At 62.9% G+C, this 18,504-nt stretch carries 14 protein-coding genes; 5 read left to right on the top strand and 9 right to left on the bottom strand.

Going from position 1 to position 18,504, the window contains the following annotated elements; translation table 11 throughout:
• Window positions 1-162: 162 nt before the first annotated feature.
• The 9 genes from ACVINW_RS35190 to ACVINW_RS35150 form a co-directional block, all read right to left on the bottom strand.
• Entirely contained in the window at window positions 163-1,329 is a 1,167-nt protein-coding gene (locus ACVINW_RS35190; RefSeq protein ID WP_456755527.1) for a glycosyltransferase family protein, read from the bottom strand.
• A gap of 49 nt (window positions 1,330-1,378) precedes the next feature.
• Window positions 1,379-3,043, bottom strand: coding sequence for a GMC family oxidoreductase (locus ACVINW_RS35185; RefSeq protein ID WP_456755526.1), 1,665 nt, complete (start codon window positions 3,041-3,043; stop codon window positions 1,379-1,381).
• Between the two features lie 155 nt (window positions 3,044-3,198).
• Entirely contained in the window at window positions 3,199-4,590 is a 1,392-nt protein-coding gene (locus ACVINW_RS35180; protein ID WP_456755525.1) for an O-antigen ligase family protein, read from the bottom strand.
• Between the two features lie 25 nt (window positions 4,591-4,615).
• Window positions 4,616-5,356 (bottom strand): class I SAM-dependent methyltransferase, encoded by a 741-nt coding sequence (locus tag ACVINW_RS35175; RefSeq protein ID WP_456755524.1) that lies wholly within the window; start codon window positions 5,354-5,356, stop codon window positions 4,616-4,618.
• A gap of 684 nt (window positions 5,357-6,040) precedes the next feature.
• Window positions 6,041-6,445, bottom strand: a complete 405-nt coding sequence (locus ACVINW_RS35170; RefSeq protein WP_456755523.1) for a recombinase family protein — start codon at window positions 6,443-6,445, stop codon at window positions 6,041-6,043.
• Window positions 6,446-6,610: 165 nt separating this feature from the next.
• On the bottom strand, window positions 6,611-7,768 hold the full coding sequence (locus ACVINW_RS35165; RefSeq protein WP_456755522.1) for a sugar transferase: 1,158 nt from the start codon (window positions 7,766-7,768) through the stop codon (window positions 6,611-6,613).
• Between the two features lie 66 nt (window positions 7,769-7,834).
• Window positions 7,835-8,827 carry an NAD-dependent epimerase/dehydratase family protein gene (locus tag ACVINW_RS35160; protein ID WP_456756572.1) on the bottom strand — a complete coding sequence of 331 codons (993 nt, stop codon included), beginning with the start codon at window positions 8,825-8,827 and terminating at the stop codon, window positions 7,835-7,837.
• A gap of 192 nt (window positions 8,828-9,019) precedes the next feature.
• Window positions 9,020-10,714, bottom strand: coding sequence for a right-handed parallel beta-helix repeat-containing protein (locus ACVINW_RS35155; protein ID WP_456755521.1), 1,695 nt, complete (start codon window positions 10,712-10,714; stop codon window positions 9,020-9,022).
• 60 nt (window positions 10,715-10,774) lie between these two features.
• The gene (locus ACVINW_RS35150; RefSeq protein WP_456755520.1) at window positions 10,775-12,115 is read right to left on the bottom strand and encodes a polysaccharide biosynthesis/export family protein; all 1,341 of its coding nucleotides are present in this window, start codon (window positions 12,113-12,115) and stop codon (window positions 10,775-10,777) included.
• Between the two features lie 273 nt (window positions 12,116-12,388).
• Here ACVINW_RS35150 and ACVINW_RS35145 point away from each other — a divergent pair, with 273 nt between their 5' ends.
• The 5 genes from ACVINW_RS35145 (at window position 12,389) to ACVINW_RS35125 (ending at window position 18,482) form a co-directional block, all read left to right on the top strand.
• Window positions 12,389-13,369: a UDP-glucuronic acid decarboxylase family protein gene (locus tag ACVINW_RS35145; RefSeq protein ID WP_456755519.1), complete on the top strand. Its 981-nt coding sequence runs from the start codon at window positions 12,389-12,391 to the stop codon at window positions 13,367-13,369.
• Window positions 13,370-13,434: 65 nt separating this feature from the next.
• Window positions 13,435-14,184 carry a WecB/TagA/CpsF family glycosyltransferase gene (locus ACVINW_RS35140; protein WP_456756571.1) on the top strand — a complete coding sequence of 250 codons (750 nt, stop codon included), beginning with the start codon at window positions 13,435-13,437 and terminating at the stop codon, window positions 14,182-14,184.
• A 28-nt stretch (window positions 14,185-14,212) separates the two neighbouring features.
• A complete protein-coding gene (locus tag ACVINW_RS35135) occupies window positions 14,213-16,483 on the top strand; it encodes a hypothetical protein (RefSeq protein WP_456755518.1) in 2,271 nt (756 codons plus the stop codon).
• The gene (locus ACVINW_RS35130) at window positions 16,480-17,283 is read left to right on the top strand and encodes a polysaccharide deacetylase family protein (RefSeq protein WP_456755517.1); all 804 of its coding nucleotides are present in this window, start codon (window positions 16,480-16,482) and stop codon (window positions 17,281-17,283) included. Before ACVINW_RS35135 ends, ACVINW_RS35130 begins: the two co-directional genes overlap by 4 nt.
• Entirely contained in the window at window positions 17,280-18,482 is a 1,203-nt protein-coding gene (locus ACVINW_RS35125; RefSeq protein ID WP_456755516.1) for a glycosyltransferase family 4 protein, read from the top strand. The genes ACVINW_RS35130 and ACVINW_RS35125 overlap by 4 nt, the downstream gene beginning before the upstream one ends.
• Window positions 18,483-18,504 lie beyond the last annotated feature (22 nt).

Raw genomic sequence — 18,504 nt, 5'->3', positions numbered from 1 at the left:
GAACAACGGCTCAAACCTCTGAGTGTATTAGACGCCAGTTCTTGCCGCGCGACATTCACTCTTTGGGGGTAGGCCGGATGGCGGCCGCAAATGTCACAGTCGCGAGCAGGATATTTCCGCGCTTTCATGACGACCGGCAGAACGGGCATCTCGGGCTGTGCGTCATGCCGGCAATGGCGACATGGCGGCGGCTGCGACTTCGCTGAGCCGGGACTTGCGATCGTGGAGCTGCGGCAACGGCTCCACTCCGATTGCAGACAGGATGTGCTCCCAGCGGTAGACCCAGTCGTGCCGCTGCAGGCTGCGTACGGCGTTCGTTCGGCGCACGCGCGCTATCCGCTCCGGCTGCGCATCCAGGTCCTCGATCACGGCGGCGATGTCGTCTATCTGCGGAGAGACCTCGATCACCGCATCCGGCCAATCGAAATACTCCTTAAACTCGGCGCACTGCGGCGCGTTTCCAAGGATGACGGCGCCCCCGGCGGCGCCCTCGAACAGGCGCGACGGCAGGACCTGTTCGCCGGCGACCTTGCGCGAGTTTGCGCCCGCGACTGCCGCGGGATTGAAGCCCATGAAGTAACGGGTGCGCTTGATGGTGTTGGCAAGAAGCAGTCGGTGCTCCCGCCAATCCTTGACCTGGGAATTGCCGCTCGAGAGCGAGTCATAGAGGTAGAAGAAGTTGCGGCGTTCTGCCAGCGCCACCAATTGCCGATGTGGTCCCACCGCGCGATTGCCCATCGAATAGACATCGATGACCCGTTCGGGGGGCGACGGATACGGCGTGGCAGTCAGGCAATCGACGGCGGGCGCCAGGAAGGAACAGGGAGCATCCGTATACGCGGAGAGGCGCGGTATGCTTGCGCTGTGCAGCAGAAACACGTGGTCGAACTGGTCCAATAGTCTCAGGTAATGGCGGTCCTCCTCGAGCGTGCTGGACCAGAGCTCGATCAGATACGCCACGGCGATCTTGCAGCGACCGCGCCAATTTCGGATGCGCGAGAGCTCAACGAAACTTTGCGGGCTCCAGGCCACGAAAAAGAAGACGTCGTAGTTCTGCTCCAGCTCGACCCGCTCGATCGTCGGCGCGTTCTTCAGTCCGAGCCCCTTGCGGACACCGTTGACCAGCCTGTTGAAGTCGCTCTGGACGCTCTGGCTGTCGTGAGAGGGCAGGATGCCGCCGAGATTTTTCGTCAGGTAGTTGTCGATGCCCGGCGCGACGAGGTCGGCATGATCGCACTCGGTGACGATACGGCAGAACTCGTAGGACGATGCGAAATGGGCTCGATCTTTCGCGTTGAAGTCGGAAGCAACGAGGATTCGTCTCTTCAAGGACCGGTCCTCCATTTACCTTTTACCAGCTTGGCCTCTGGATTCGGATCTACGCCGTCAAGGCGCGCTGAGGACGCTGGACTCGGTCGGAAGGATCAGAATGCATTGCAGGCAAGGGATGAAGTCCAAGTATCATGTCTGCGGCTTTCTCTGCGATCATGAAGACGGCCGCGGATGTGTTGGCCGAGGGCACGGCGGGCATAATCGAAGCATCGGCTATCCGCAGGCTCTCCAAACCGTGGACACGCAATTGATCATCGACGACAGACGCCGGATTGTCCTGCGGGCCCATTTGGCATGTCCCGCACGGATGGTATGATGTCAGTCCGGCTTCCCGCGCAAACTCCAGGCACTCGGAGTCGCTCAAGACCGAAGGACCGGGCAATTCCTCTCCGTAGTAGTAAGGCTGAAGCTCGGGGGCGGCGAGCAACCGCCGCATCATCCGGATGCCGTCGACGGCAACGCGCTGGTCCCTCTCGTCCACGAGAAAGTTGGGCTGAATGATCGGGGCCCGGAACGGATCTGGCGAGCTCGCGCGGACGAACCCGGTGCTGTACGGCCGCAGCTGATAGAAACCGGGCTTGAGGACGGGAAACCGCTCCCGGAGATTGGAGTAATTCCCGATGGCAACGTCGATTTGAACGTCCGGAGTAGAACAGAGATCGCGCGAATTGGCGAAGCCGTACACGAGAGACGGGCTGAGGGCGAGAATGCTCGGACGGCCGAGGACCCATTTGGTGCCTTCCCGAAGCAGACTCAAGCCGTGCCCGCTGACCGTCTTGCCCTTCACCCGGACGATGAAATGGATCATGTAGTGGTCTTGCAGGTTCTGGCCGACGCCAGACAGCTCATGCAGGAGCGGAACCCCGAGGTCGGCGAGCAATGCCGGTGAACCGACGCCTGAAACCTGCAGCAGCTTCGGTGTGTTCGCGGCGCCCGCGGTGAGGATCACCTCGCGGCGTGCTTTCACTTCACGGGTGGGACGGCCAGGTCCTTGCGCGTACCGGACGCCGACCGCTCGCTTTCCCTCGAACAGCACCGCGGTTGCCTGGGCTCGGGTCCGAATCTCCAGGTTCTTCTTCCTGGCAACGGGTCGCAGAAACGCCCGCGCTGCGCTGACGCGCCAGCCGTTCTCGATGTAGCGCTGGTAGTATCCGAAACCTGCCTGCCGTGCGCCGTTGTAGTCGGAATTGTGCGGGAGTCCGAGGTTGTGCGCAGCCTCAATGAATGAATCGCAGAGCGGGTGTTTCCAATCGCAGTCGGTGATGGGCAGCGCTCCCTCGATACCTCGGTATGTGGTGTCGCATGTCCCGATTCTTCGTTCAGTCTTCTTGAAGTACGGCAGCACGTCGGCGTAGCCCCATCCCCGGTTGCCGCGTCGGGCCCAACCATCGAAATCGTCGGAATGGCCCCGGTTGTAGTTCATTCCGTTGATGGCGGTCGAGCCACCGAGCGTTTTGCCCTGCGGGATCGGAATGGCGCGGTTTGCCGTTGCCGGGTTCGGCTCCGTTTCGTACTGCCATGCGTATTTCGGAATGGATGCGGCCTTGTAGACCCCGGCGGGGACACGCAGGAACACGCTGTAGTCCGGCGGGCCCGCCTCGAGCAGACAGACAGTGCAGGCTTCGGTGGCCGCGAGCCGATTGGCCACGACGCATCCCGCGGCCCCGGCACCGACGATGACATAGTCGAAAACCTCTGCGTCCGCCGACATTGCTTCTACCCCACGGGTGCCACTGCATGGCGGATGTTAGCGGACAGGTCTTTGCGCCACTTGGTTCATCGGTGTTACCCCTTCGGGGAGTTTTTGAGATCGTCATCCGCAGGCATGCTTCAGAGCAGACGCGGCTCACTATGATAGGGCCCCTCTCAGGCAGGCGGCGACGCTTCGCGTGCACTGGCCGGCAGGGGCGAGCCGGTTGCCGGTGCTTCGCGTTCATCCGAACCCTGAAGGTAGCGATAGATCATCGTCGTGCCGATGCCGAAGCCGATCAGGCACCAGAACCAGATCCCCTGCATCGGAGCCTCGAGTGCGACGTCGAACGAAGCGTTGATGATGCAGGATGAGGCGTAACAGGCGATGAACAGCATCAGCGCGGCCCATTCGGCGTGCCCGCGCCTGTAGGCCGGCGCCATGGCGCGAAGCAGCGTGCCATACCAAACGGCGAGAAAAGCTGCCCACAGCACAAGCCCCGGCACCCCCGCGCGCGCCAGGATCGTCATATGGGCGCTGTGCGGGCTGCGCAGGGGCCGCTCGCTGTTGGCCCTCGCGAGCCCGTCCTCGACAGCCAGGTTCACCCCAAATCCGCGGCCGGTCCAGAAATACGGTCCATGCACCGTTTTCTCAACGATGGTCCGCCACCAATTTGCGCGCCACTGCGTGGTGTCCTCGGTCTGGGCGCCTCCCTGGCCGACGATGCTGGCCATATTCTCGACGATCTGCGCAACGCTGACCCGCCGTTCGGTCGAGACGCGGGCTTCCTGGTAGCCGGAGACGCTGATCTCGATCGCGTAGGAAGTGGCGAGGAGCATTGTGCCGGCCGCGACGACGATCAGGACGGGACGCAGCTTGCCGAGCACCAGCGCCGCCAGAACGACAGGCACGGCAAATGCAAGAACGGCAGCACGGCTAACGGCGCTGACCATCACCACGGCCATGATGAGACAGGCCGTCCAGATCGGAGTTGGCTTGCGCAAGCCTGCGAGGACAAACACGGTGGCGCCTGCAAGGTGTGTCGCGACCTCGCCGGCGCCGAGCCAGATCAGGCCGACACTGGTGCCGGGTATGGTCGGTATCTCGTCTGCAAAATAGAAGCTGAGCGGAAACAGGATGGGGACGAGGGGAACGTAGATATCCAGGAATCTCTGGTAGTAACCAATGATCGTGTCGATGCGTCGATAGTCTTCGATCAGAAGAGCGGCAACGACGAAGGCGAAGCCCCCATACACGAGGATTACGCTGTCGCGCAACGCGTCGACACCATAGGTGTTGAGATAAGGAAAGGTGCGCACCAGGACCCAGCCCATGGCCACCGCGAGAGGGAGGCTCGGTCCGGATGCGAATACGGCCACCAGGCAACCCGATCGCAACAGCACAAGGAGCCCGACCAGGAAGGCGATCTCGCCGACGAAAAACGGCCGGTAGCCCCAATAGGCGAAACCCTTTCCCATCAGCGCATATCCTGCCAGGGCGCAGCAGAGCGCGAGGGTGTAGCGGTCACCCAGGCCTGCAGAACGTGAAACTGGGAGCGGGGTGGTCATGATCAGTCAGGCATTCATCCCTCGCTTACGGCCGGTAGGCGACCATACGCAGACCTCCGTCGATAGCCAGCTTTTGCATGCCGACGTGAAGAAGCGCACGTAACGGGGAAGCCTCGGGATACCGGACATGCCAGCGCTGGCGCTGGACGCGGTTGAACCCATTCTTCTTCAGGAGCCTGGCGAGCGCTGCGGGAGTGAAGAAGACGATATGACCCGGCCTTGCAGCTTCGCGCCAACGCTGACCCATCAGCCGTGCCGGGAAACCAGCTGCATTCGGAGTGGTGATCAGGAGCCAGCCGCCCGGTGACAAGCGCTCGTACAAGCCCGCCAGCACGCGGCCTGGGTCACGAAGGTGCTCAATGACCTCGAGGGACACAATCCCGTCGAAGCTGGATCCTTCCGGGAGGTCTGCAAGATCCCGATAGACTGCAATGCCACGTTCGGCAAGGAACTGATACCCGAACGGTTCGACAGCGGCGAGCCTGGCGCCGCGCTTCATCAATTCGAAAGTCATTGCGCCGCGGCCAGCACCGAAATCCAGGATGCGCATGCCGGAAAGGCCACGTACGCCCAGCGTATCTGTCAGTGAATCCACGAGACATCGGGCGACCGCTTCATCCGTAGCGCCGGTTTCGACCGTGTTCTGCTCAGGTTGTTTCCATCCTTCGCGGTAATAGTCCGCAAGCTCCGACTCGTCTGGGTAGGGATCACGGAAGATCGTGCCGCATTCGCGGCAGCGCAGGAAGCGGGGCGCCTGCCAGTGCAAGCAAGCGTCTCCCTGATGCTTGCATTGAGGACAGATCGGAGTATTCATCTTGGTGGTTTACCCTTCGTATGCCCGTGGCGGCGCCGCTCTCTCCTACGCAACAATTCCCCCGATACCACCGCTGATGGCGTCAGCAGGCATCAGCGGGCAATTGGACTTCGTTCCAGCCAGAGCCGGTTTTCGCGCCTTGCAGATTGTCCCCACCCGGCGGCGCGGTATCGGTTTGCGGAAATTGTCGATATCCGATCGTCGCTGGTGAAGGTTCGATACATCGTGGCACAGGCTCGCGTTGGTGCTCGCGTGGTCATGTTGTCGACCCGACGGCCCGAGACTAGTGGTTGCGTACGCCCCTGTTGCCGAGAAACACGGGCTATCGGAATGCCTTTTGGAAGTACTTCACTGGGGGTACGGGCTTCGCCGCTGCGGATTCGGTACTGCATCGTCACCAGAGTTGTCCCCCCGCGCCGACGCGACGTGCTTTCCCGGGGAGCGGCGGGCGCCCCGCATGTATGGGGTATATCTGTATCGAGACTTCTGTGATCCACAATCACAGTCGGAGAGGTCGCGCGGTGGATGTCGGGCAACGCTAAGTGTCCGGAATCGGATGCGCCGAACATGCCGTCAGAACAGAAATCCAAGGCGGCGGCGTCTTGCGTGGCGTCCCGCCGCACGCCGAAGCGGCCGTCATCGTCCGCGCCACCAGCCGATGCTCAGATCCCACAGCACAGACCGCAGCGGGGAAGCGCCAAGCGACCAAAGCGGCGCCGATCCGAGGATCATCCGTCCGGTCGTGGTACTCGTGTCGATCGGCGTGCCGAGGATGCGAAGGCCGACGCCCTTGCGGCCCAGCCGCTCGATGAGCGCCAGCACGCCGCGGGTCGAATGTGCCACGCGATAGGGTTTCGTGATCGCTATCACGTCCCCTTTGCGGGTGACCTCGATCGCACGCTCCAGCTCCGGCATCTTTCCGAAGACGCTGGCCTTCTCGCAAAAGTGCTCTTGCGCCCCGAGCGCGGCCAGGTCGCGCTTCTGGGCGTCAAGTCGCTCGATGGGTTCGAGTGGACCAACGCGACAATAGCTCACGATCACCGGCCTTCCTCCTAGCTGTCACCTGGCTCAAGCAGGTTGAAACACGTGCCGCTTTGGACGGTGGTCCATGGCGGTCCCGCGGCAACCATCGTGAGCAGGCCTTCCGTCCGCCGCGCTGAACGCGCGCCTCGGCTTCGAAGCCGGTTCAAGGGCACGGCTTGACGGTTAACGGGCTCCCTTTGCCCCCAGCACGGCGGGCAGCGTTTGCAGCATGATGTACACGTCCAGCCAGAATGACGAATTGCGGATGTAGGAAAGGTCCTGTTCTCTCAGAACCTGCAGATCGCCGTCGCTGCGGGACGAGACCTGCCACAGTCCGGTGAGGCCCGGCAGAACGCTCGTGCGCAGTGACTGGAATTCCTCATCGAGCTGTTCGATATGGTAAGCGGGGAGAGGGCGCGGGCCGACCAGACTCATGTCGCCACGGATGACGTTCCAGAGCTGCGGCAGTTCATCGATGCTGGAACGGCGCAGGAAATTGCCGATAACAGGCAGAATGCGTGGGTCGTTCCGCAACTTGAAGAATTGTTGCCACTCGGCACGCGCATGCGGGTTACGATTGAGATGCTCCTCCAGCAGACGGCCGCTGTCGGCATACATGGTCCGCAACTTGTACATCTTCACCAGCTTTCCGCGGAATCCAATGCGCTGCTGGGCAAAGAAAGCCGAACCCGGGTCGATCAGCTTGATCAATATCGCGGCCAGCGCCACGACGGGCAGCGCGAGCAGCGCCAGCGGAACAGCGAGTACGATATCCAGCATACGTTTGAGGAACTGGTTCTGCCGGGAGTATCGTGCGAGGTCGCGGTATTGACTGACCGGACCGATCAGGGCGGTTGAGCCATCCCACAAGTCGAAATTAATCAGCAGAGTTCGCAGCGCGGCCTCTACATAATGGCCGATCAAGAGGAGACAAGCCGCATAAGCGGTCTCGACGAAGATCAGATGGACGATGTTTCCGCCGCCGCCCCGCGCCATCGTGACGATGCTCCACATCGCCACGACAATGCCAACGCCACGGATGCGCTGCCGGAAACGCTGGTAGGGCTCCGGACCCGGACCGCTGTAGAGTCCGGTTGCGAAGAACGCGAAAACCGCAAGGAGCACCGCGACCCCAAGATGCTCCGGTGCCGGCAGTCCGACCGCTTGGGCCAGTAAGCTGGTACAGCAGCCGGCGTACAATGCAGCGGCCAGATCGCCACTGAACAGCAGGGGCGCCACGATCGACTTGCGATGCCGACGGACCAATCCAAAGCCGGCTGGGCTGCCAGAGGGCAGGTTCGCGCGGCTCGCCTGGCGCAGGTGCAGCCCCTGGTCGGTCATGATACTGGCTTCCGTTCGATCCAATGGAAGATGTCCTCCGGCTGCGATGCCGGAGGACGTCTAGTGCTATGCGGCTGCGATGTTGGAGAGATCGGGCTTGCCAAGAACCCGCCCTTCGATCCAGCGGTAGGTGGGAACGAGGCCCTGCCGCAACGTCGTTCCGGGTTCCCAGCCGAGGACCGTCCTTAACCGCGAGTTGTCGCTGTTGCGGCCGCGCACGCCCTGCGGCTTCGATATGTCGTGACGCTTGATCACGGATTTGCCGGCGATCGCGGCAATGATGTCGACCAGTTCGTCGACCGTCACCAGTTCGTCCGTGCCGAGGTTCAGCGGCAGGGAATAGTCCGACTGCATGATGCGATGAATGCCTTCGACGCAATCGTCGATGTACATGAACGAGCGTGTCTGCTTGCCGTCGCCCCAGATCGGCATTTCGTCTCCGCTGCGCAGGCCGGCGATCTTGCGCGAAAGAGCTGCGGGCGCCTTTTCGCGGCCGCCGTCATAGGTGCCGAGCGGGCCGTAGACGTTGTGGAAGCGGACAACGCGCGTAGGCAGGTGCCAGTCCTCGGTGAAGTACTGGCAGAGTTTTTCGGTATAGAGCTTTTCGAGCCCGTACCCTTCTTCCGGATCGGCCGGAAACGCATCGTCCTCGCGCAGCGGGACGACGTCGGGACTTCGCTGCAGATGTTGCGGATAGACGCAGGCGGACGAGGAAAACAGGAAGCGCTTGACCTTGTTGTGCTGTGCAGCTTGCAGCATGTGCGCATCGATCAAGGTGTTGTTGAGCGTGATCTCGGCGTGTTGCGTGCTGATATAGCCGATGCCGCCCATGTCGGCGGCAAGATGATAGACCTCGTCGATTTTCTCGGTGACGCGCAGGCACTCTGCGCGCTCACGCAAGTCGGCAATCATGAACTCGTCGGCGGCGGTCTCTTCGTATTCGGGAGACTTGATGTCGGCGCCGCGGACGAAGTATCCGTGTCCGACAAGGTACTTGACTAAATGGTGGCCGATGAACCCACCGGCACCCGTGACGAGCGCCGTTTTCCTGCCTCGCATTTTCGCGCCTCCATGTTGTCTCGGTAGCTGTCTGAACTGCACCAATCGTGGAAGGATTGAGCAACGTCGAACGCGAGCTTAACCGGAGCGTTTCAAAGTCCCGATTGAAACGAGGTGGTAGTCCGAAATCGCACTGATCATGGAATGACATTCGATGTGCGCGGCTTGCGAGCATCGTGACCCCGGGTCATGTCAATGGACGAGGAGACTGCCGTGCTGTTCGAGCCCGGCGTGTTGCAGTCGGTCCCAATCGAGGACGGCACGCCCCCACGCGAATCTGACCGGTGCGCCTCCACGAGAGATGCGATAGACGTTGTGATCGAACCGGTTGTTGCCGGTCTCGATGACATCGGCGTTTGCGCTGTCAGCTCCGACGTCGGAGGCGGCGCCGGCACAAACTGCACCCTCGAACGTCATGTCGTTGTCATGGATGTGGTTGTCGCGGGTCTTGTAGAGCTCACCCGATTTGGTGCGGCGGCCCTGGTCGACAAGGATGACGCCGCACTTCCCAGCGCTTACGATCAGCTCGTTGCCATACACGTCGACGTTCTGGGACGCGGCAATCAGGAGGTTGTTACCCCAGAACCCGCCCTTGCCGAGGCCGTTGTGTCGAAGCTTGTTGTTGCGGATCACAGCCGCGAACGAGATTTCGTGAAATATTCCGGCCTCGCTGTTTCCTTCGGCGATATTGCCCTCGTAGAGAACATCGCGGCATTCGATGTCGCACCACAGGCCCGGGCCACGATTGTTGTAGACGAGATTATCCCGCATCACGACGTTCGAGCTGACCGCAAGCTTGACGCCGCCGGCTTCCCAGTTGGGATTGAACGCGCGGGTGTTGTTCTCGAACACGTGATTGCGTTCGATCACGACGTCGTGGCCGACGCCCGTGATCCCGATCTGGCCGTTGTGGTGGACGTCACAGTCGCGGATCCGGGTGCCGGAGCCCACCGCGATCCCCGCCGCGCTGTTCAGCCGAAGTTCGCAATTCTCGACCACCCAGCCGTTGGCATCCTGAGCCTGGACGGCCCCCTTCTGGCCGACACTGGCATATTTCTCGATAATGAGATTCTTGATCAGGACGCCGGGTGCAGTACTGCCGAACGCGAATGCCGCGACAGTGACTTCGACCTTATGGCCGGCAGGGTCATTGGCGAGGAATATCTTTCCAGCTGAATGATCGAAGTAAAAGCGATCGGCCGTCACCTCGCTTTTCGTCAACACCTGAGTGAGCGGAACGTCGTCGACGAAGACGGCCTCCGGCAAATTGCAGGCCGGCGCCGACTTGACACATGATCCGACCCGGCGTCCTTGCTGGTTCTGGCCCTCGGCAACCCAGTAAGCGCCTTCTCGGCTGAAGTCGGTGAGAACGCGGCTGCCGTTCAGGATTGTCCGGCCTTCTCCATAAAAGCGCTGGTCTTTGCGTGGCCGGACAGCTTGGCTGCGATGAATGCCGTTCTTCAGACAAAAGGCCGCGCCCTCCTGGGCACGATCGACTGCGGCCTGGATCGGCTCGTCCGGCTGAATCGGAATGGTATCGGCCGGGCAGGGCTCCTCGACGGGGCCACACAGCGCCGGCTGGGCCGAGACGACCCAGATCAACGCCGTGAGCCAGGCCGAGTGCCTCAGCCTGCGCCGGCCGACGGGACCTCGCGACGGGTGGCCGCGGAGAAGGCCCGGGGCAGACGCGAGCGGGACGATCAGGCAGCCTGCCTGAAGCAGGGCAAGCAACGCCGCGATCAAGGTGAATTCGCCGACGAGGATCTGTCGATAACCAAAAAAGGCAAAGCCCGTTCCGAGCAGCGCATAACCCATGAGAACGCAACTTGGCAGGAGGACGTAGCGGTCCGGGGATAGGGTGTGCGCGGTCGCGGCGGGTGCTGTCATGGCTCCTGAAAAGCCCAGGCTGGATTCATGGGCGGCAGTTCGTATGGCGGCGCCACCTGGCTATCTGGCAATCGGGTTGGTGAAGTCCTGGCCGCTGGCTTGTTCAGTTCCGGACGATCGCGATCCAAGCGATTGCGCGGCGGCCTGGTCGCTCGACGTGATGCCGCCTGGCATCTCGTTCTTGACCTCGATGACGTCGCCGGGCTCAACGGACGTCGTCTCGTCGGCATCCGAGACGACGGCCTTGCCATTCCGCATGCGCGTGATGCTGATCAAATGCTTGGCGCCAACCCCGCCGCCGACGTTCCGCCATCGGGCGTCGCGAACCGCAGTGGCCGCCGGCAGCGTGATCTCGAGGTCGTTGAGCTGATCGCGCGTCTGCTGCAGATCTATCGCGACCTGGCGCTTGAATGCCGCGTCAACCTCCTTGATCCTGAAATCCACGTTTCCCGCATCGACCTGCAGGCGGGACACGTCCGAGAGCGATCGCCAGACCGCCGCTTCCTGGTTTGCCTCGAGGACACGGTAATTGAAGTCGTTGTTCTGTGTCCCCAATCCTTGTCGGAGAAGGTTGGCATATCGATCGATCTGCTGCCGGATCAGGTCGAGCTGCTTCTTCCCGGCGTTGCCCTGCTCGCTGTTGGCCTCGATCTGCTCCTTCAGCAGCGGCTTTTGCGACCGAAGCAGGTCGATCTGGCCTTGCAGAATCGCAGCCTGGACCCGGAGCATGTCCTGCTCGCTTGCGATGATCCGGAGCGTTTCCTTGTCGTTGGCTGCGTTGCCGAGATCAGGCGGGGAGAAGCTGTCCTTGCCGTCGCGCTGCGCCTCGAGACGAGCCTGGCGGATGAGCATGGTGCGCTTCTGATTGGTGAGCTGGCGGACACGTTCCTCTGCCAGCAGATAGTCGGAGAGCGCGGTCTGGCGCAGTGCGTCGACGGGGCCATATCCTCCGGCAAGCGCCACGGCACTCTGCGTCGTGCTGCCATAGCGGAACGGATAGGCGCCCGGCAGCCGCACGTCGCCCAGCACGTAGAGCGGCCGCAGCTCGGCGATGCGCACGCCGACGGATCGGGTCCGGAGAAGTCCCTCGGCAAGCAATTGGTCGTTGATCCGCTCCTGGCATTCGAACACGGTCAGGTCCTTGACCTCGATGGCGGCGGCAAGCGGAAGGCTGATGGTGCCGGCATCATCGATCAGGTGATCGCCCGAGAGTTCTGGCTGCCCGAACACGGTCACCGTGATGCGGTCGCCGGGCGCAAGATGGTAGGTGGTCTGGCCTGCCGACGCTATGCCGGAGCACAACAGCACGGAAAGGCACGCCGCCGACAACGATATCAGCAAGCGTCGGATCGGCGTCGACGCGCCGGTGCCGGAAGCAATCGGTCGGTGATCACTGTCCACGAAGAACTCCACGCGTGGCCGGCTGGATCGGCGCAGACGCGCCATGGCCGGCGGCCTCAAGACTAGTGGTTGTGTGGGCCAAGTGCGGAAAAACACGGGCTAATAAGGCGCGCGTCGGCGGTACTTCGCTGGTGGTACCCCTCGATTCGCGCCGGATAGCTCCTATTCGTTGCGGCTTATCCATGAGCGCGACTGTCGGCTGCCCGTTGGCTCACGCAAGATCAGGACCGCCGGAGACTGTTCGGCGAACATGCAAAACGGCGGAGAGCCAGCGTGAAAAGACGTGTTCTGGTCACCGGGGGAGCAGGATTCCTCGGCTCACATCTGTGTGCACGGCTGCTGAAGCAGGAATGCGAGGTGCTTTGCGTCGACAATTTCTTCACCGGGATGCGCCGGAACATTGAACCGCTCCTCGGCGAGCCTGCATTCGAGGTCATGCGGCACGACGTCACGTTCCCGCTCTATGTCGAGGTCGACGAGATCTACAACCTCGCATGCCCGGCATCGCCAATTCACTACCAGCGCGATCCGATCCAGACCACGAAGACGAGCGTGCTCGGCGCCATCAATATGCTGGGCCTCGCCAAGCGGCTGCATGCCCGTATCCTTCAGGCGTCGACCAGCGAGGTCTATGGTGATCCGGACGTCCATCCCCAGACCGAGGATTACTGCGGCATCGTCAACATCGCCGGACCGCGCGCTTGTTACGACGAGGCAAAGCGCTGCACCGAGACACTGTTCTACGATTACCGGCGGCAGCATCGGCTGGATATCCGCATCGCCCGCATCTTCAACACCTACGGCCCGAACATGCATCCGCAGGACGGCCGCGTCGTGTCCAGCTTCATCGTGCAGGCGCTCAGGGGTGAACCGATCACGGTCTTCGGCACGGGAATGCAGACACGATCGTTCTGCTACGTCGACGATCTGATCGATGGCTTGACGCGGTTGATGAACGCGACCGTGGACATCGAGGGATCGGTCAATCTCGGCAATCCCACCGAGATGACCATGTGCCAACTCGCCGAGCTCATCATCTCGCTGACGGGGTCGCGCTCCAGGCTCGAGTTCCGGCCCTTGCCGCAGGACGATCCGCGCCAGCGCCGGCCGGACATTTCCCGCGCGCGCGAGCTGCTGCACTGGGCGCCGGTCGTGAGCGTGGTCGAAGGACTGAGCAAGACCATCGAATATTTCGACAAACTGCTGTCCGATCCGCGCGAGGCCGACAAGCTCGTGTGGAAGGTGCCCCAGTGATTGCCAGGGCCAACCCAGCGCTTGATCGTGGCGACGTGCTCGGTGTCGGCGTGAGCGCCATTACCATGGACGACGCGGTTGCGACGCTCGAGCGCTGGATCGAGGAACGACGCCGCGAATATGTCTGCGTCACGGGCGTGCACGGCGTGATGGAATGTCGAGGCGATCCGTCGCTGCGCAAGATCCACGATGAGGCCGGCATGGTGACCCCGGACGGGATGCCGCTTGTGTATTTCCTGCGCCTGGTCGGCAAGAGGCGCACGCAACGGGTCTACGGACCGGACCTGATGCGGGCGATGACGGCGCTTTCCGCAAGGCGGGGTTATCGGCAATTCTACTATGGCGGAGATGTCGGCCTCGCCGAGAAGCTGAAGGAAACGCTGGTTCGCGCCGCTCCGGGACTGCAAGTGGTGGGCACCTTCTCGCCGCCGTTTCGCGCACTGACGCCGGACGAAGACCGCGCGATTGTCGACATGATCAACGCCGCGCGGCCGGACGTCGTCTGGGTCGGCCTGAGCACGCCGAAGCAAGAGCGGTGGATGGCGGCGCATCGCGAACAGATCGAGGCGCCGGTGATGGTCGGCGTCGGCGCAGCATTCGATTTCCTCGCGGGAACCAAGCGTCAGGCGCCGCTGTGGATGCAGCGTCATAGCCTCGAATGGCTGTTCCGGCTGTGCTCGGAGCCGCGGCGTCTGTGGCGACGCTATGCCTACATCGTCCCCGGATTCTCCTGCCTTGCGGCGGGTGAGCTGTTGCGGCGCGCCGTGCGAAGTCGAAGGTCGACCGGCGCGATGCCGTCGCGTGAGGCCGGGTGAGTCGAAGGTTGGGATGCCGAAAATTGGAATGAAAGACCGTTCCGTGGCGCTTGGTGTGGACCGCAACGCGCTGCCGCATCCGGACCGCCACGCCGTCCGAGAACCCACCAGCCGCAGCGCCGCAGCGTGGGCAGCGATCGCGCGCATCATCTTTGGAACGCATGTCTTGGCGTTGGCGGACCAGGCGATCGTGAGCGGCACCAGCCTGTTGTCGACGGTGCTGGTTGGTCGTTTCACCCAGCCCAGCCAACTCGGCATCTACGCCATCGGACTGTCGGTATTGGGATTTGTGCTCGCGGTCCAGGACGCCCTTGTCCTGATGCCTTATACGATTCAGCGGCACCGCTCGTCGCGTACCCCCGCGCAGCATGCCGGACTCGCACTGCTGCACAGCACGTGGTTGGCAGTGGCCGCTATCGTCGTGCTGGCGATCGTGACCATCGTGATGATCGTGCTATGGGGCGGGAGGGATTTGACCTGGTTGGTCTGCACGCTGGTGCTGACCGTTCCGTTCGTATTGCAGCGGGAGTTCAATCGGACTTACGCATTCGCACATTTGAATGTGGCGAACGCCTTCATCCTGGACGCCGGCGTGGCGGCGGTGCAACTGCCTGCGCTGGCCTGGCTCGGATGGACCGGCAGAATGTCCGCAGTCAGTGCCTCCGTCGCACTGGGCGGCGCCTGCGCGTTGACAAGCCTCGTCTGGCTCTATCTGGCGCGACGGAATTTCTCGGTTCAGACGGGCCAGGTGCGGCAGGCGACCGCGGACAGCTGGCGACTTGGCAAATGGCTGTGCGCCGGACAGATCACGGTCACGATCCAGAGCTATGTCACCTACTGGGTGCTGCCGCTCTTGATCAGCCTGGTGGAAACCGGCGTTTTCGCGGCTTGCAACAGTATTGCGTCTCTGGCCAACCCATTGCTGAGCGCGTTCCGCAACACGCTGACGCCGCGCTCGGTCCTTGCTTTCAAGGAGGGAGGCGTCGAGAGACTGCGCCGTCAGGCGTCGCGCGATGCGCTTCTGCTCGTCGGCGTCATGTCGCTTTTCTGGTTCGTGATTTTCTTCAGCGGCGACGCCTTGATGAGCGTGGTCTACCACGATCACGGATACGACGGGCGAGGGGACGTGGTGACGATCCTCGCGCTGGCCGTGCTTGCGACTGCCGCCGGCGCGTCGGCCTCCAACGCAATGGCAAGCATGGAACGGCCGCGGGCGGTCGTGATGGCGACGTCGGTCGGAGCGTTCGTCACGGCGGTAGCGGTCTGGGCATTTACCGTCGAATGGGGATTGCTCGGAGCAGCTTACGGGATATTGGCCGGCAGCGTAGCGGGCTCGGCGGCCCGCTGGATCGCATTCCTGACGATCGCGGCCAGGCCCGCTCCTGAAGATCACGTCCGCGCTCCCATCGTGCGGGTTTTGCAACAGTTCGCGCAACCGAATCCGGCCGTCGAACTGGACATCAGGCAAATCGGAGAAGGATTCCAGGGCCGGATCTACGGCATCCGCGCCGGCAGGGACGATGCGGTCTGGAAAGGATATCGCGATCTGGCCGTCAAGCTCTATCCCGATGAGCCGGCCGCGATCGAAACGGCAAAGCGGCAGTTCGATGCCCAGGTGCGGCTGCACGGCTCGGTTGACGGCAGGACGGTTCATGACTGGACCTTACGCGCGCCATTGCCGCTTCACGTCTCCGAAGCGCCGCCGGCTCTGGTGATGACGATGGCCGCCGGCACCGACCTCAACAAGTCCCTTGCCGCCGATAGCGATCAGCCTCCCGAAGTGCTGGCGGCCATGGCCCGGGTTCTTGTCACCGTGTTGCAGCCGCATTGGGCGTCGGGCAGTCCACACGGTGATCTCTGCCTTCAGAACATTCTTTACGATCCTACGCATCGCATTCTCACGCTCGTCGACGCCGACAAGCCGGCATGTGCCGGCGCCGTATTCAACCAAAGCTACCCGGCGGCCTACGACCTGGCCGGCCTGCTTTGCGACGTGGCGACTGATATTCGCACCATCGATCGGCGCGTGGCCCTCAGCAAGCGGACGTTTGTGGAAAGCGCCTTGTCGGCCTTCCTGACAATGATGGAGGCACCGGAGCAGGAGCCGGCGCTGATAGCGGAAATCCGCGCCTTCGCACGGGCCGAGCTCAAATTGCTCGACCTGCGATGGTCGCCGCGCGGGCTTTTCCGCCTGATACAGCGAAGCATCGCGATGCCCCGCATCGATCGGATGCTCGCCGCCGCTCAGGCGAACGTCCGGACGCGGCATCGCCTGAGTGTGGTGGGAGGTGGGGCATGACGTTGCCGGCCTACATCACGACCAGCTGGGATGATGGCCACCCCCTGGATCATCGTGTGGCGGCATTGCTCGCGAAATACGGACTGGAGGGCACCTTCTACGTGCCGGCGACGACGCGCGAACGACCGACCATGTCCGCCACGCAGTTGCGCGCGCTGAGCAAGAGCTTCGAGATTGGCGCACACACGCTCCATCATGTCGATCTGACGTCCGTGACGACAGAAACGGCCTCGCGGGAGATCATTGATTCCAAGTCCTGGATCGAGGACGGCACGGGCGTTCGTTGCGAGTGCTTCTGCCCGCCGATCGGCCGCTACCGCAGCGAGCATGTGCGCATGGTCCAGAGCGCGGGATATATCGGCCTGCGCACCGTCGAGCTCCTCGCGCTCGGTTTTCCGCAACCGTTGGCCGGCCTGTTGCACATACCGACGACGGTCCAGGCGTTTCCGCACCGCGGTTCCGCGCTGGCGAGGAATGCGATCAAGCGGAGGGCCTTCGTCAATCTCTGGCGCTACATCCGCCAAGGCCGCACCGCAGATTGGCCCGCGCTCGCGGAAACGCTGCTGTCTCAGGTCATTGCACGCGGCGGCGTCTTCCATCTCTGGGGACATTCCTGGGAGCTGGAGGAGTTGGACCAGTGGCAGCGGCTGGAAACCGTGCTGCGCCTGATGGGGCAGTGCACGCGGCAGGCGCCGGCGGTCAGCAACGGCGAGCTTTGCCGCCTGCCGATTCCGCCCGTCGCGGCGTCCGGTCAGACCGTGCCCGCCATGGAAGCCGCGGCTGCAGGAGGACCTCGATGAACATTCTCGTGGCGCACAATTTCTACAAGCTCGCCGGCGGCGAGGACCAATGCGTCGCGGCCGAGGTTGCGCTGCTCAGGGCGCACGGCCACGAAGTGACGCAGTATTGTCTCTCCAACGACGCGATCGACGACATGGGCCGTCTGGCGCTCGCGGGCCGCACGATCTGGAGCCGGCCGACCGTTGTCGAGATGCGGCGATTGATCCGTTCGCACCGTCCGCAGGTCGTTCACTTCCACAACACGTTTCCCCTGATGTCTCCGGCCGCCTATTACGCCGCGCATGCCGAGGGCGTTCCCGTGGTGCAGACGCTGCATAATTTCCGTCTGGTTTGCGTCAATGCGCTGCTGTTCCGCGATGGCAAGCCTTGTGAGGATTGCCTCGGCAAGGCGACGCTCTGGCGTGGCGTTGCGCACAACTGCTACCGGCATAGCACGGCGGCGAGCGCGACCGTCGCGACGATGCTTGCGACGCATCGCTTGCTCGGGACCTGGCAGCACGCGGTCGATGCGTATGTCGCCCTGAGCGCATTCAGTCGCCGGAAGTTCATCGAAGGAGGGCTTCCCGCGGAGAAGATCGTGGTAAAGCCCAACTTCCTGTTTCCCGAGCCGCGCGTCGGCGCCGGCGATGGCGGCTACGCCGTCTATGTCGGCCGGCTTTCCGAGGAAAAAGGCATTAAAGCGCTTCTTGAGGCCTGGCGGGGACTCGACGTGCCGCTGAAGATCGTCGGCGACGGCCCGCTTGATGGGCTGGTCCGCGAGGCGGCCGCCCGCAATGCGGCGATCGACTGGTTGCACGGCGTGTCCCACGACGACGTCTACCAACTGGTCGGTGCCGCGGCAGCGTTGATCCTGCCGTCGCAGTGTTACGAGGGGGCACTTCCTCGTGTCGTGATCGAGGCGTTCGCCAAGGGCACGCCCGTTATCGTTCCCCGACATGGCGCGATGGCCGACATCGTCGATGGGCGCAACGGCGTGTGCTTTGCAGCAGGCGACGCGGACGACCTCGCGGCGTCTGTGCGCTCCCTCTGGTCCGAACCATCAGCACTGACCGGAATGCGCCACGCCGCGCGAGAGACGTTTGACCGGTATTTCACCGCCGACGCCAATTATCACGCGCTGATGGCGGTCTATGCACGCGCCATCGATCAATACGCCCGGCGCGATGTGTCCGAAATCGAAGCGGGGTCGGCAGCGTAACGTCTGGGGAATCGGAGCCGAG

Source organism: Bradyrhizobium sp. USDA 4461 (assembly GCF_054055655.1).
The sequence above is the reverse complement of the archived record's forward strand: the minus strand, read 5'-3'. Positions and strand labels throughout refer to the sequence as shown.